Source organism: Zobellia sp. OII3, from assembly GCF_002211465.1.
GTDB lineage: Bacteria > Bacteroidota > Bacteroidia > Flavobacteriales > Flavobacteriaceae > Zobellia > Zobellia galactanivorans.
Window position 1 is genome coordinate 130,216 of the sequence record NZ_MWRZ01000005.1, and the last position, 15,459, is coordinate 145,674.

Annotated in this window: 8 protein-coding genes; 7 read left to right on the plus strand and 1 reads right to left on the minus strand. The window is 43.5% G+C overall.

The genetic code is table 11. The features are described from left to right. Positions 1-72: 72 nt before the first annotated feature. Entirely contained in the window at positions 73-1,998 is a 1,926-nt protein-coding gene (locus tag B4Q04_RS14760; protein ID WP_088697265.1) for a glycoside hydrolase family 97 protein, read from the plus strand. 62 nt (positions 1,999-2,060) lie between these two features. Here the strand turns inward: B4Q04_RS14760 and B4Q04_RS22735 are convergent, their stop codons facing one another. Continuing rightward, positions 2,061-2,204 (minus strand): hypothetical protein, encoded by a 144-nt coding sequence (locus tag B4Q04_RS22735; protein WP_161496077.1) that lies wholly within the window; start codon positions 2,202-2,204, stop codon positions 2,061-2,063. Between the two features lie 507 nt (positions 2,205-2,711). On the opposite strand from B4Q04_RS22735, the gene B4Q04_RS14765 reads away from it, so the two are divergent. Genes B4Q04_RS14765 through B4Q04_RS14790 form a run of 6 tightly spaced genes read left to right on the plus strand, consistent with a single transcriptional unit; the run spans position 2,712 to position 15,201 of the window. Next, complete coding sequence (locus B4Q04_RS14765; protein ID WP_123772385.1) at positions 2,712-4,577, plus strand: FISUMP domain-containing protein; 1,866 nt, start codon at positions 2,712-2,714, stop codon at positions 4,575-4,577. Between the two features lie 40 nt (positions 4,578-4,617). Continuing rightward, positions 4,618-7,752 (plus strand): SusC/RagA family TonB-linked outer membrane protein, encoded by a 3,135-nt coding sequence (locus B4Q04_RS14770; RefSeq protein ID WP_088697267.1) that lies wholly within the window; start codon positions 4,618-4,620, stop codon positions 7,750-7,752. Positions 7,753-7,761: 9 nt separating this feature from the next. Continuing rightward, complete coding sequence (locus tag B4Q04_RS14775; RefSeq protein ID WP_088697268.1) at positions 7,762-9,546, plus strand: RagB/SusD family nutrient uptake outer membrane protein; 1,785 nt, start codon at positions 7,762-7,764, stop codon at positions 9,544-9,546. A 25-nt stretch (positions 9,547-9,571) separates the two neighbouring features. Next, positions 9,572-12,550 (plus strand): SusC/RagA family TonB-linked outer membrane protein, encoded by a 2,979-nt coding sequence (locus tag B4Q04_RS14780; RefSeq protein WP_161496078.1) that lies wholly within the window; start codon positions 9,572-9,574, stop codon positions 12,548-12,550. A gap of 16 nt (positions 12,551-12,566) precedes the next feature. Next, positions 12,567-14,261, plus strand: a complete 1,695-nt coding sequence (locus B4Q04_RS14785) for a RagB/SusD family nutrient uptake outer membrane protein (RefSeq protein WP_013991736.1) — start codon at positions 12,567-12,569, stop codon at positions 14,259-14,261. A gap of 28 nt (positions 14,262-14,289) precedes the next feature. After that, positions 14,290-15,201 carry a DUF1735 domain-containing protein gene (locus B4Q04_RS14790; RefSeq protein ID WP_088697270.1) on the plus strand — a complete coding sequence of 304 codons (912 nt, stop codon included), beginning with the start codon at positions 14,290-14,292 and terminating at the stop codon, positions 15,199-15,201. The last annotated feature ends 258 nt before the right edge of the window (positions 15,202-15,459 follow it).

Consider the following 15,459-nt stretch of genomic DNA (forward strand, 5'->3'; position numbering starts at 1 on the left):
CAAATATGAGTGGTATCCGCTCATATTTGCTTTTTTTATTTCGTTCTTAACCATTAAACTAATCTTTAAACTATGCGCAAAAACAAATTCTTACGAAGACCTGAAAAACACCTAACGCCTATTTTTTCATTTTTTGCCTTCGTCTTATTATTTTCATGTTCGGGAGATAAGAACATGGAGAGTGTAAACCTTACCAGTCCTGACGCTAAATACAGCTTTACCTTCGATACGGGAAATGGAACATCACCTTCGTACCATATTAGTTATGACGGCCAAGAAGTAATTGCAAGTTCCGGTTTGGGGTTTCAAATGGAAAATGGAACGCAAGCAGTTTCGTCCATTGAAATAGAATCGGTAGAGACCGATGAGGTCAACTCAAGTTGGAAACCGGTCTATGGTGAAAAAAACAGCTATCCCGAAAATTATAAGGAATCACTCATCAAACTAAAGGGCGAAGGGGCTTTATACAACCTCCGAGTTCGGGCATATAATGAAGGGGTTGCATTCCGGTACGAGTTTAAGGAAGCAAAGGGTACCATTGATAAGGAACTCACCGAATTTTCAGTATCACCGTCCGCTACGGCTTGGTCATCGGTAAGGGCACAGAGCGAGATTTCCAAAAGGAAGGTAACGGAACTCGATACGGTAGTGGAACGCCCCTTGCTAGTACAACTCAAAGATTCATTGTTTACGGCCATAGGCGAAGCCGCACTAGTCGATTATGCACGGATGAAACTCAGACGTGACCTAGATAAAAGCGGTACACTGGTTTCGGAATTGAGCAGTAAGGTCGTATTGGGGAACACGGTTGACAAGACCCCATGGCGCTTTGTAATGGCGGCGAAAAAACCTGCACAGTTGTTAGAGAACAATTATTTATTGTTGAACCTGAACGAACCGAACAAGATAAGCGATACCTCGTATATAAGACCGGGAAAAATCATACGGGAATCTACGCTTACAACCCAAGGGGGGATGGCCTGTGTAGATTTCGCGGTAAAACACAATTTACAGTATATAGAATTTGATGCCGGTTGGTACGGTAATGAATACGACGATGCCTCCGATGCGACTACGATTACGATTGATCCTAAAAGATCTAAGGGTCCACTAGATTTATTGAATATAATCAAGTATGCGAAAAGTAAGAATGTAGGAGTTGTTCTTTATGTGAACAGAAGGGCTTTGGAAAAACAATTGGATGAGGTTTTGCCCTTGTTGAAATCATGGGGCGTAAGCGGTATAAAATACGGTTTCGTGAACGTAGGTCCGCAAGAATGGACCGTTTGGTTGCACGATGCCGTACGAAAAGCCGCGGAACACAAGCTTATGATCGATATTCACGATGAGTACAGACCTACGGGCTACTCAAGAACCTATCCCAACCTAATGACCCAAGAGGGAATTAGGGGAGATGAGGAATCACCCGAAAATGGAGAGGTCATAAGTACCATATTTACGCGTATGATCGCCGGGGCCGGTGATCAGACCAATTGCTATTTCGCGCCTAGGGTAGAAGAGAAAATGGGCAGTCATGCCTCACAGTTGGCCAAGGCCGTTTGTATTTATAGTCCATGGCAATTTTTATACTGGTACGATAGGCCCGAAGGGTCAAAACCAGGAGAAGAAGGTGCAGGCGGTACAAAAGAATTTATACAGGAAGTGCCCGAATTGGCATGGTATGATGCCTTGCCTACTACTTGGGACGACACCCGGGTATTGGACGGCTACCCTGGGGAATACGCCATAATTGCCCGAAAAAGTAACAATGATTGGTTCGTTGGGGCTTTAAGCGGATCGGCCGGGAAGGATATTAGTTTTACATTAGATTTTCTTGATGCTGGAAAGGAATATGAGGCTACGCTATATTCGGATGATGCCAATAGCGATGCCCGTACCAAAGTAGCGATAGAAACGAGAAAAGTAAGTTCAAAAGATAGTATAGATCATACCCTATTGGCCAAAAATGGTTTGGCGGTCCATATTAGGGCATTATAATAAGTACAACTTCTTGCATTTTATAAAAAACGCTGTTATATACAGCGTTTTTTTTTTGCCCTCTACGGAGCAACTGCCAATAATCCTTCCCTAGGGAATTTTACTCGATAATCGAGATTAAATGCTCCGAGGCTTGCCTCGAGCAAGGTATATTCCTTTGAATGCCTCGCGGGCTTGGCCTGAAGTAGTTTACTATTTCGAAACATAGACGTGACATTTTACTTCTTTCCACGGTCTATTTCCCTATCCTATGACGAAGTACAAAAAAGAAACCGTTCCTGAGGTTGTCTTCTTTGATATATAGGGTATGTTTTTTTTAAAGAATGTATAGGGATGCAATTTTATTCAATAAATAATGTAATACATGTCTTACGTGTTTATGAGGTTTTTGACCTTTAAATAAAACTTAATGTTTTGTGAACAAAACGACCTCCTATTTCAGTGATTTTCTCCACCTAGAACAAAATACAACCTCAAACTGAAATATATATCCCCCCTGTAAACGTAATCCAGCCGGTATATTTGGACGAGTTTACACTAAGAAAACAAGTTTCAGGATACCAATTTACCTACTGTGTTTCAAGAGGGGAATGACCGCATAATCCGATGTCGTTCCATAATCTGAATGATTTTTATTTGTCTACTTAAAGTAAATCCACCAGTCCTTATTGAGCGAAAAGTTGAATAAGATTTTTAACCAACCATTTGAAATTATGAAGTACATAGAAAAAGTTTTAATGGTCATAAGTTTTGTGTCCGTAATCACACTTCTCTCATGTAACAACGATGATGAAGAAACCATCGAGCTTAGCGATCCGCGTATAAGTTTGAAGTCACCCGGTGATAAGAGTGATGGAATTGACATTGCCCCCACCTTTTCTTGGGAAGCTACCGATCCAATGCAAAAATCATTGAAGTACGATTTTTATTTGGGACTAGATAGCACGAAGCTTTTCTCCCAAGCCAGCAAATTGGAAGCCACGACCTATACCTTAACCGATTATAAGCTTCGTAAGGATAAAGTTTACTATTGGCAGGTGTTTGCCGATAACGGAAGCGATAGGGCGGCCAGTGAGATTTGGAGTTTTAGTAGTATTCCCGCTCCGGATGCCCCGATTCTCGACGGCCCTTCCGATAACATCTTTGTACGTGACCAGCTAGAGTTTACATGGCAAGAGGTTGTTGCGGGCGAAGGGGAAGAGCTGCAGTATCAGGTTTTCTTTGGAAAAACAAATCCTCCGAAGGAAAAGGTCGCTACCACAAAGGAACTGGCCTATTCCATGGACCCTGTCGACCTTGAGGTCGGGGAGGTGTATTATTGGCAGGTTAAGGTTTCCGACCTTATAAATGATTCTGCAAGTGAAGTCCGTATGTTCAAAAAATTAAAACCAGGGGCACCCGACGAGCCCATGGCAACTTCACCGGAACACAAAAGCGGACAGTATTCGAGTAATATCACCCTTAAGTGGAATGAGGCCCCAGATCCTGAAAATGATGCGGTTTCGTACACGGTTTATCTCGATGAGGTTTCTCCCCCAAATGTAAAACTGGGCGAAAATATTTCTGCCACCCAGATTAATGCAGAAGGTTTGGAAATAAACAAACCCTACTACTGGCGTATTGAGGCTAGCGATCCCATGGGGAACACTACCGAATCTTCGGTATTCAGTTTTACTATTTTAAATGCTGGCGCCCCAGGAGCACCTATAGTTCAAGATCTTGCCGTAAACGGGGTCTTTTCTTTAGATGAATCGCTTGTATGGGCAAAAGCAGACGGGGCGGTGTCCTACGATGTCTATATAGATACGGTGTATCCGCCATTGAATAAAGTGGCCGACGGCCTTACGGAAACGGAGTATAAAGTACCAAATAGTGATATACCGAGTGATATAACGGATGTGAAGACCTACTATGCCATAGTGGTCGCAAAAGATGCCGAGGGCAATGAATCGAGCTCGGTGCCTTTACAGTTCACACCTCAAATGACAGGCTCCATTAGGGATGCTCGAGGTGATGAGGTAAACCATTACGAATGGGTAAGGGTCGGCACACAGGTTTGGATGTCGCAAAACTTGAGGGCAACCCGCTTTACCGATGGTGAAAAAATAAATCAACTAGGGCTTAACGAATTGGTGAAAGATGACGTCAACGCTCTTTATTACAACGAACATCCCGCTGTGGAAGGATTTCCATCGAATTGGGTGAACACCTACGGTCGAGTCTATTCTTGGTGGGTGGTAGAGAGTGCGATAGCACCGGAAGGATGGCATGTTATGAAACCTTCGGATATAAACACATTGAAAGCTTATGCGGGACACCCTAGAAACCTGTTGAGCGAATGGCATGAGGGTGGGGCCAATATTTACGGACTCAATTATGAAACCGCAGGATGGCGCTATCCTTCCTCGAACGACTTTGTCGAGGGCTTTAGGGTGCCCCTAGAACAGTCAAGGGCCAACCTTTGGGTCAACAATGGCAACTATGGTGTTTGGGAGCTCAACGCCAGCTACAACAATACTTTCAGATATTTTGACTACCACTCAGGGATGATGTTCGGGATACGATTGGTAAAAGACTGATCTCAATTATAAAAGAAGCATTTTTCAAAACGAATAACCTATGAAATTCAAACTAATAATCTGTATCATCACTACTGCTATTTCCATGCAGGTAATATGTGCTCAAACCATTGAGGTCTCTGGTCAGGTCACCGATGAAACGGGACAGCCTCTTTTGGGTGCCAATGTCATTATTAAAGGTACTTCCAAAGGAACCGTAACCGACTTCGACGGAAACTATAGCATAAAAGTCGAACCTACCGACAAACTTACTTTTACCTATATAGGTTTTATTGCAAAGGAATTCGATGTTGACGGAAAATCTGTAATCGATGTAAGCTTGCTACCTGAGGCACAAAGCTTAGACGAGGTCGTGGTCATTGGTTACGGCACGCAAAAGAAGAGCAATATCGTTGGGGCCGTATCCGATGTTTCGGGAAAGGATTTAGTAAGCACGGGTATCACCAACCTCTCACAGGTAATACAAGACAGGCTTCCGGGGGTGTTTACCCAAATCAATACGGGGCAACCTGGTGCCGATGACGCTAAGATAACCGTTCGAGGTGTGTCAAGTTTTAATGGGGACAACTCTCCGTTGATTTTGGTCGATGGAGTGGAAGCGGCCGGTGGATTTTCGCAATTGGATCCAGGGGAGATTTCTTCCATATCGGTATTAAAAGATGCCTCATCAACCGCTATTTATGGGGTTCGTGGTGCCGACGGGGTTATTTTGATTACAACAAAAAGAGGGTCCATAGGAGCGCCTAGAATTAGTGTGGCCGGAGGTATTACGGCCAAAGTGTTGACCGATATACCCGATCAGCTTGGGTCTTACGACGTGCTGACCCTCGGGCAAGAATCCATAAAAAATTCAGGTTTTTACGACGGTTTAAGGTCTCAACGGTATATCGATACCTTTCTTGATCCGAACCGTGATCCCTATGCCTATCCAGATATTGATTGGTACGATGCCCTTATACGGGATGTCGGATGGGAAAGCAATGCCCGTATCAACGTTTCCGGTGGAACGGATTTTGTCAAGTATTTTACATCCTTCAGTGTGAACCATGTTGGGGATATCGTAAAAACGGAAAAATCGAACGGCTATTACAGTCCTGAATTTTCATACGACAAATATAACTTTAGAACGAACCTAGATTTCAACCTTACCAAGACCACGACCTTAAAAACGGATATTTCAGGCCGATCGGAATTGCGGAAAACACCGAACACCGAGGTTGCTGCCGATCAATTTAGCAATGTATTCAAGTTTATTGATCAGGCCACGCCGTATTTGTTCCCCTTGTATTACCCGGAAGAATTCGTATTGTCCCATCCGGATCCTTTGGCGCCTAACCAAGGAGGGATACGTTTAGCCGCCGCAGGGGCCGAAGTGCCCTACCAGGCCAACGCCTATAATGCGCTGAACTATTCGGGAATGCGTAAGTTCAGAAGGGATGTGGTGGATATACAAATAGGTCTTACCCAAAAACTGGACTTTATCACTAAGGGGTTATTGCTATCAGGTCGTTTTAATTACAGTACCGCCTACGAATATGAAAAAAGGGAAGGTTGGAACGTTAGTGAATGGCTTTATGATACCGAACGAGATCAGTGGAGGGAGCAATCGGGACAAAACTATAATTCTTCCGATTTAGATTTTCACAGTACGGGAGGTGAAAGCTACGAGAGCAGTATTAGAAATATTTATTACGAAGCCAAATTAGACTATCAACGTCAATTCGGTTCACATAATGTAGGCTTTGTAGGTGTTTTTAACCGTAATGAAAGGCGTTTAAGTGCTACGGATTTACCGTATTTCGGCGAAGACTGGGTCGGTAGGGCCAATTATGATTATAAGCAGCGCTATATATTTGAAGTTAGTGCAGGTTATAATGGGTCGGAAAAATTTGCCCCGGGAAAACGCTTTGGCTTCTTTCCTGCAGCGGCCATTGGCTGGAACATCGCCAAAGAACCTCTTGTAGAAAAGAACCTACCTTGGTTAGATGATTTTAAAGTGCGTTACTCCTATGGGGAAACGGGCAATCAAAAAAACTCCCCCCGCTTTCTCTACCTAGGAGGATGGGATGAAGTGTCCAACAAATGGGGCTATATGAGGTTCGGTTTGCCCGCAGCAAATGAAGCGCCCAGATATGGTGAAGTTAAAATTGCCAACCCGAATGCAACTTGGGAAACCGCGTATAAGCAAAATCTAGGTTTTGATGTCGCCCTCTTGGGCAACGACCTTACCTTGGCCGTAGATCTCTATAAGGAAAGGAGGGAAGGTATTTTATTATCGAACCCCGTTCCATCGTATTACCACCCGGGATTCGGGTCCTTGGGTAAAGTAGGCCTGCCTCCTATTAATCAGGGGAAATCTAAAAATCAAGGTATTGAAGTGGTCTCTAATTATAGCCATATAACACCAAGTGGATTCAGGTATTCTTTGGGAGGAAACTTTACCATTGCCGATAGCCGGATCGTCTACAAGGCCGATAGAGCGCTCACACCCGATTATCAAAAGCAGCAAGGCAAGCCCATTGGTTGGATCAGTGGGTATCAGACCAACGGTTATATCAATAATTTTGAACAGGCCGTTAACGCCCCAGCTATTAGTGGAGGCAATGCACCAGGAAATTATTTTTACTCTGATTTCAATGGGAACGGAGAAATTGAGACCAATGATAATGTCCCTATGGAAGAGACAAATCAGCCTTTCATTCTGTATGCATTTAATACCAATTTGTCATACAAGGGTATTGATCTCGGTGTGCGCTTCTTCGGTAAGGATGGTGTGGCGTATTCAACCAATAAATACTATCCAAACTTTGACCAACACCTTTTAGAGGCCAAAACCGTGCATTTAGATCGTTGGTCTCCTGAGAACCAAGATGCACAATTTCCGGCTTTTTCCAATGCAGGCGAACGATTTTACAGAAAACGTAGTGATGCCAACGTATTGAGTACGGCCTATTTAAAGCTTCAGAACGTAACGCTCGGCTACACTTTGGAATCTGCTTACCTGCAGCGTTTGTTGCGCATTCAGCGTATGAAGTTCAATCTATCCGGTCAAAACCTATATACCTGGTCCGATGTTCCTTTTGGGGATCCAGAAGGAGGTAACGGACTATCCGGAGGTTATGGGGCCTATCCCCTTGTAAAGAGATACATTTTCACTCTAAATATCGATTTCTAAAAAACAACAATGATGAAATATAACTATATACTACTCATACTCTCTATAGTCATATTGGTAGGCTGTGAGGATTATCTTGATAGACGCGACGAGAACTCAAGTTTTCTGACAGAGGAGGATATCTGGAGGGACAAAAACAAAATCAACGGTATGGCCTTTAGGCTTTACGATACCATGGAGTGGTTTTTCGAAACCCGATATGATTATAATGGCAGACAAAGTGCCGGAGGTGGGAAAAACTACGGAAACAGTTGTCAGTTTTCGGGAGAAGTACTCAATACCAGAAGTGTTGGGCCCAATGATAAAGTGATACGTGGCGATTGGGTGGGAGCGGTAAATGATCAATTTGCAAACCCTGATTTCCAAATGGCCTGGGAAGATATGTGGGAGGCCGTATACGTTTCAAATTCAATTCTATATGGTATTGATGATGTAACCTCCGACGTAATGACCAAGGAAGAGAAAAACCAAGTAAAAGGGGAAGCCTTTTTATTTAGGGCCTTGGGCTACCATGAGCTATCTAAACGTTGGGGCGCCATGCCTTATATTAAGGAGAAAATATTTCCAGAAACCGAGTTAAACCTACCAAGGCCTACATATAAGCAACAGATCACCGATATCGTCGCCGATTGTGATTCGGCAATTGCATATTTGCCCAAGGTCAGTTATTTGAACGACCCGGTTATGATGGGGAGAATGGGCAAGGCGGCTGCTATGGCACTTAAGTCAAGGGCGCTGACTACGGCGGCAAGTCCTAATTACACCGTAAACAATGAAAGTGATACCGAATTATGGGAAAAAGCGGCCCAAGCGGCGTGGGATTTGATCAAACTTTCGGAGACAAGCGATAAGGTGGGCCTTTACCAAGGGGATTACAACAATATTTTCCATACCGAACCCGGTACCATAGAAGGGGTTTGGCCCCGCTATTACGAACCTTCTCGACCCAGTTCCAATTTATACTTCCATACTTGGCTTTGGATCAATATCGGAGGATATGCCGGGCTAAGTCCTACTCAAGAGCTGGTAGACCTCTACGAAACCGCCGATGGATGGCCGATTACGGATTCCCGATCGGGGTATGATGACCAAAATCCATATGAAAATAGAGACCCAAGGTTTTACAAGAACATATTGTACCATGGCAGTACTTGGTCAAAATTTTCAGAGAATGAAACCATTGACATGCGAACAGATCCTTTAGGGGTTGACCGTACCACTCCTAACGGGGCCGATTTTGGAAACTCAAAAACAGGCTATTTGGTTCGAAAAATGTTGCCGGATAAGTGGAACAGTAAAAAATATAACGACAGCAAGTACATTAATGCGCCCTATATAAGAATGGCCGAGATATACCTTAACTACGCCGAGGCGGTCAACGAGGCCTATAAGAACCCGAATGCGGCCGTACCAGGTGCCAGTCTTACGGCAGTTGGGGCTTTAAACGCCGTTCGTAATAGAGTGGGTATGGCAGATGTTAGACCGGAATTCACTACCGATTATGCCGTCTTTCAAGAGCGGGTAAGAAATGAGTTTCAGGTAGAGCTGTGTTTTGAGTACCATATCTGGTTCGATTTGATCCGCTGGAGAATCGCTCATGAAAAACTGGACAATTACAATTTTCATGGCGTAAAAATTATCGATGACGCCAGTGCCCCCACGGGTGTACGATTCGAAAGATTTGAAATACCTATAGAGAGACGTTTTGAAGAGAAACATTACCGCTACCCACTTCGATTGGGTGATTTACAGATTTTTGAGCTCCCAGAAATGAAACAAAACCCAGGCTGGTAGTATGTTAATAATAAAAGATCTAACAATGAAAAAACTACGACCCATATATCTAGTAATCACTGCTCTGTTGTGGTTAAGCACCCATAAGGGTATGGCTCAAGATACAAGTGAACTATTTGAGGTTTCGGCAACACTATTGAACGAGGCCGGTGAGGTGTGCGATAAAGCGACAATAGTGGCTTCCAACTCAAAAAATAGAACATTTACCGACCTAAATGGCGTTTTTAGCATACGTGCGAACAAGGAAGATGTACTGGTTATTTCGGCTTTAGGGTATGAAAGGACTACAGTGAACGTAACGAACGGTGAACTCGAAAGTACTTCGATCATTCTTAAGGAATGGGGCACTATTGATGCAGACCGAAAAATTAGTGTGGCTTATGGAGATTTGCCCTTCGAACGGATCACGGGTTCCGTTGAACGCATTACGGGAGACGAGTTAAGCGATTATCCTACCACATTTGTACAAGAAGCTTTGGCGGGAAGGTTGTCAGGACTCACTTCCAATTATGGATCGGCTTCACCTGAAATAGAAAATTTCAGCAATAGCGTTCGCGGTGCCGGTGTTGGTGAGATGTATTTGGATGGAATACCGTCAAACCTGGTATTGACCCCGGGAGAGGTTGACAATATCGTATTGGCCAAGGATTATGGAAGCTCGTTCCTGTACGGAATTACCGCGGCGCCAGGGGCCATGATCGTAAAGACAAAGAAAGGTTTGAAGGGTGATCGCTCTATTAAGTTTAAAGTGCGTAGAGGGGTACGGACACCGACGTTTCTTCCTGAAATGATGAACTCCCAAGATTATACGAAAAACTATAACCAAGCTTTGGCGAACGACGGTATATCTCCCATATACGATCAAAATACAATAGATGCATATACCAACAAGAGAGATACCGTAAGAAATCCCAACCAAGATTACCACAAGAAATTTGTCAGCGATTTGGCGAGCTACCGACATATTACGGGAGAATTTTCGGGAGGAAACGAAATCACCCAGTATTTCTCACATTTGGGGTATTATACTACCGATGGGATTGAAAGCGAAGGCGATGGAAGAAAGTTGTCGAGACTACGCCTGAACAACAACCTTCAGATAAAGGTGAGCGACTTTGTTTCGGTGGATCTTGGAATAGGGGGGAGCTTCAACAAAAGAAAGGCGCCCCTTATGAGTGGCGACGATGCCTTCAATACAATGTATCAATATCCCGCCAACGCCTTGCCGTTTAAGATCAATGATTCTATTTATGCAAGAAACCCCGAGTATGGAACCAACTTGTTGGTCAATCTGGCACATGGGTCCATTATAGAAGATACCAGAAGGGATGCCAATGCAAGGCTGGGTTTGAACTTTGATTTGTCGACCGTGGCCAAGGGGTTGAATTTTAGTAGCCTGGTAGGGCTTTACAGCTATAACAATCTCTCAAAAAGGTTAGACCCAACGGTCGATATGGCCGAACCTTTTTTTACAAAAACACTCACAGGACAAGACACTTTGGTTTTAAGAAATTATACCAAGGGAGCTACCGATACAGGATGGGCCAAATTAGGAGATCGGGTCGACCGAAACCAATTCATAAAGGCGTCCTTCAATTACGATAGAAGTTTTGGAGACCACCATGACCTGACCGCCGATTTGATTTATACCAAGGAAAGCAAAAGCGGCAGCCAATTAGGGCAGGAAGAACACTATAGGAATATTGGTTTTAGGGCCAATTATTTAATGGCTAAAAAATATGTGTTCGAAGGAAATTGGATGAACTCGGCGGTACGACAACTTCAAAAAAAGCAACGCCGTACGATTACCTATGCCACGGGTGTAGCCTGGTTGGCCCACAAGGAAAACTTCTTGAAGAGTTCACAATGGTTGGATTTTCTTAAGCTAAGGGCGAATTACGGTATGCAAGGGCGTCCTGTTGGCCAGTTTTTTCTTGAAGATAATCAATACAGCGGATCAGGTGCCGGTACCTTCGGTATCGTTGGGGCCACCTCTTCATCTGGGGGATATCGTCGCGTATTTACGGGAGCCGATGACATTGTAATGCCGAAACAGGAATACCTTAACGTAGGTTTCGATTTTCAGATGTTCAAGCATAAGTTGAACGGACAGATCAATTATTATAACATACGTAACTACGACGAGTTGGTGGTTCCGAACAATCTATACGCCCTATTGGCGGCAAATGACGATTACCTGCCCTATATTAACTTTTCCGACAATGAGAGAAAAGGCTTCGATGGAAGTATAAGCTATCGAAAGAAACTTGGCGATTTTCGCTTCTCCATCGGTGCAAATGCCATGTACAACACCACATATGTAACCAAATCAAACTCGATTAATTATCCTGAAGAAGCAAGAAATCAAATGGGCAATCAAGGAGGTCGTATCATTGGTTTGGAGGCCGACGGAATTTTTCAGAATCAAGCGGAAATAGATGCCGCCATACCTTCAAAATTCGGAGAGGTAAAACCGGGGGATATCCGATATAAAGATTACAACGGAGACGGTACCATAGATGAGAAAGACTACCATGAAATAGGGCATTCCCCAAGATTATCCTATGGTTTAAACTATGGTATGAAATATAGAAACTGGGCCTTTAGCCTGCACGGCGATGGCGTGGCCGGTGGTAGCTTCAACGACGGGCTCTATTGGAGTAGGGGCACGGACGCCTATACTCAAGAATTGTCGAAAAGCTGGCCGGCTACCAATGATTTGCCAAGGTTGACCACACTGTCTAACAGTAACAACTACAGGAATTCTTCATTTTGGTTGAAAGACGCCTCGTATTTCAATGTCAGGAGTATTACGTTGGAGTATACGATTCCACAAAATATAATTCAAAAATCGTTTATCAAGGAAATTACGTTTTTCACTTCGGGCAAAAACCTCTTTGTCTTATCATCGGTTAAAGACCGCTATATGCCAAGTCCTAATAAAGGTTATTCACAATACCCGGTATTGAAATCGTATGAAGTGGGGTTAGAAGTATCCTTTTAAAATAAAACCATCAACAATGAAAAAAAATATACTATTTTGTTTTGGAGTAGCATTGCTGGGCATATCCTGCTCCAATGATTTTACTGAGGTGGTGCCATCTAACAATGTTTCCACTAAAGAAGTGTTTACCGACATTAGCCGGGCCCAAAGCTTTTTAAATCCGGCCTATGGTTCTGTTCGAAATTCGCCATGGATATCCTTAGATGCACAGACCCATAATGTCGTGAGTAAAAGCGGTCCTTCGCGTACTGCCGTTTCAGGGGCTACGGCTGAGTCTTCCCCGGTAAGCGGGGAATGGAATTCGGCCATTGGCAAGATTCTTCATATCAACGAATTTTTCGAAAAGGGCTTTAATGTTACCTATGATGCCTTCGATGAAGAGTTCGCTGAAGCTTTAAAGAAGCGGATTAGAGGAGAGGCTTTTGGTCTAAGGGCCTATTACAAGTGGATCCTGCTAAAGAATTTTGCAGGGCCGTCGGCCCAAGACCCCAATACCATGTTGGGAATACCGATTATTGATGAAGTCCTTACCATTGATAATGCCAATGATATACCCCGAAGTACATATATGCAGAGCTATGCCAACATTCAAAAAGATTTGGATAGCGCCCTTACCAACATTGACCTGCTACGTTATGCAGGTGATGGTGATGTAGACGGCGTTCGGCTTACCAGTAGAATTTCGGGAGAAATGATTTGGGCCTTACGTGCTAGAATGGCGCTTTTTGCGGCTAGTCCCGCTTTCGAGCAGATTTCATGGGAAGAAGCGGCAAATACGGCATATGATGCCATTGCGGCAATCGATGAAGGGGCCATAAAAGATTTACAGCCTTTTGGGAACTTTAATAATGTAGATAATCCCGACCATTTTTGGAGACGTAGTTTCAGCGAAAACGGCAGCCTTGAATCCCAAAATTTTCCACCTTCCTTATTCGGAAATGGCGATTGGAACCCTAGTCAAAATTTGGTCGAGGTATTTCCCGACAGCTTGGGGTACCCGATAACGGATCCGAATAGTATTTACGATCCTGTTGAGCCATATGCGAATAGAGACCCTCGTTTTGAACGTTTTGTTTTCCATAATGGGGAAAATGAATTTCGAAATGCCTTTATCGAAGTATTTGCCGGAGGCAAAGATGCGCAGGGAGGTATACGCAAACAAGCGACTCGTTCAGGGTACTATCTAAAAAAGTTTCTTAGTGACAATATCAATCTCGATGTAGAGGCCAATGCCAATAAGGAGGACTATAAAGTTTATCCTATTTTTGATCGTGGCGGACTATATCTCGATTTTGCCGAGGCCGCCATCGAAGCTTATGGTATTGCCGGAAAAGGGGGAGATATGGTATTTTCGGCCAAAGAGGTGCTATCGGTAATTAGAAAAAGAGCCGGTATATCTACCGATCAATACCTAGACCTTGCAATAAGCGACCTTGGTGCATATCGTAACCTGATACGTAATGAACGACGTATCGAATATGCCTTTGAAGGTGAGTATTATTACGATGTACGCCGTTGGAAAGTTTCCTTAGAAGAATTGAACCAGCCTGTGCTCGGTATAGAGGTCGGTAAAGAAGCTAGCGATAAATTTAACTATACCGCTACCGAAATAGAGTCTAGGAGTTTTGAAGAATATATGTATTACAACCCTATTCCTCGTAATGAAGTTTTAAAATCGAATACCCTTATTCAAAACTTCGGATGGCAATAGTTTTCCGAACGATTAAATTTAAACTGATATGAAATATAGCTATTCAATATTGACATTGGTCCTGGCATTGGTTTTCTCTTGTGAAGAGTATGAAGATTATGTTGTAGATACCGCGGGTTACACCGATGTTTATTTTCCTAAGCCCGAATTACAAAGGTCAATTGTGTCCGGAGAGGGGTTGTCCATCAAAGTGGGCGTTTACTTGGGCGGCGTAAGGGAAAACAAGGAGGATCATCAAGTAAAGTATGTAATCGATGAGACCTTGTTGGTCGATACCCCTTATACCCTTATGCCTGATGATTATTACAGCTTGGAGGGTGATGAGATTACGGTACCGAAGGGCTCGTTTCAAGGTTTGGTCGATGTGAAATTCGATTCCTTGAAATTGGCGCAGGATACTTTGCTTAGGGATTTTAATTATGCACTTCCTTTTAAGATCGTTTCAACCTCGGTTGATTCTATTCTAGAAGGTAAGGAACAGACGATCATTCCCTTGAAATTAATGAATACCTACGAAGGTAATTTTTATCAGGTGGGGTCTTTGAAGCAATTTTTTACCGCAACAAAAGTACTCGATACGGTATATGTATATGGCGATGATTTAGACGGGCCCAATACACCGATTCGAACCCTTTCCTCTATTATGATGGATACCGTAGACCTTGATGGTATCGGGCCACGAGGGGGAGATGGTTACCATATGCGCTTAAAGGTCGACCCCAAGGATAATTCGGTAGAAATCATTGCCGATACCGCATCGATATATCAAGTTTACCCTAACGGAAAGAGTACTTGGGACCCCGTTAAGCGAAAGTTCGTTTTAAGCTATAAGTACAGCGATGGCGAGAGGGATTATGAGGTCGAGGAAAAACTGACGTTTCGAAATCGCGTAAGGGATGGTATAAACGAATGGAGATGGGAAGGTTTTCCCGGTAACTAGAAAAGTAGACTATAAAAATCAAAAGATTAAAAATGATATTGAACCCGGAAAGCGAGCTTTCCGGGTTTTTTGTTTTGGCAAGATAAAGTCTTTTGGGGCGGGTCTCAGTTCGATTCCCCCTCATCTAGATTTCACAGGGCAACCTTTACATGGTTATTGCACTATTGATTCCTTCTTTTATTGCCTTCTTTTTCAGGAAAGGATACGTCGTACGATGTCCCGGGATGTTGCCGGTCATTTTTGACTGTCTTAAATACG